Here is an 836-nt window from a genome sequence, read left to right as displayed (position 1 = left end):
GCCGATCCCTCGCCGGCAGAACCCTCACCCCCAACGCTTGACATTTATCTATAGGAGTGTCGCGTTTCAGGGTGTAGGGGCAGGTCCGAGGAGCGGGGCGGGCGTGGCGATCAACGGATAGGAGTCGAGGCCTTCCGAAGATGGAGGTTCCTACGCCTTCAACTCGAAAGACCTCGACGTGCCCAAGCCTACTTTCACCTGTCCTGACCTCAATAGCTTCTGCCTGCTCGATGCCCTGGGGCTGAGGGTCACCGGTCAGCAGATCCGCCGGGACCAAGCGATTCTGGAATGCCGTCTGGCTGAGGATGATCCGTGGTGCCGGGTCTGCGGCGGACAAGGAGTCCCACGTGGCACGGTGGTGCGGAAGCTTGCGCATCTTCCTCTGGGATGGCGCCCGACCACCTTGTGGGTAAGAGTGCGCCGCTACCGGTGTGCTGATTGTGCCAGGGTCTGGCGGCAAGACACCACTGCAGCGGCAGCTCCACGGGCGAAGCTCAGTAGGCACGCGGTGCTGTGGGCGCTGAAATCAGTGGTAATAGACCGGATGTCGATTGCTAGGGTCGCTGCCGCACTGGCGTCTTCCTGGCATACCGTCAACGACGCCGTCCTTACCGCCGGGCGGCAACTGCTGATCGAGGACCCGACCAGGTTCGATAGCGTGAAGGTGATCGGGGTCGATGAGCACTGCTGGCGCCATACCGGCCACGGTTCCCACTACGTCACCGTGGTCATCGATTTGACCCCAGTCCGCGCCGGCACCGGACCTGCCCGGCTGCTGGACATGGTCCCCGGCCGCTCTAAGGCCGTGTTCAAGACCTGGCTGGAGGCCCAAAGCA

Annotated in this window: 1 protein-coding gene; it reads left to right on the top strand. The window is 63.3% G+C overall.

Features of this window, described 5'->3' with window-relative positions:
- Positions 1-178 precede the first annotated feature (178 nt).
- Positions 179-836, top strand: a 658-nt coding sequence (locus tag FEF26_RS15510; protein ID WP_208012964.1) for a transposase family protein, incomplete at its 3' end; no start/stop codon positions are given.

It is taken from the genome of Nesterenkonia salmonea (genome assembly GCF_005771525.1).
Classification (GTDB): Bacteria; Actinomycetota; Actinomycetes; order Actinomycetales; family Micrococcaceae; genus Nesterenkonia; species Nesterenkonia salmonea.
This window is presented reverse-complemented; position numbering and strand designations above follow the sequence as displayed.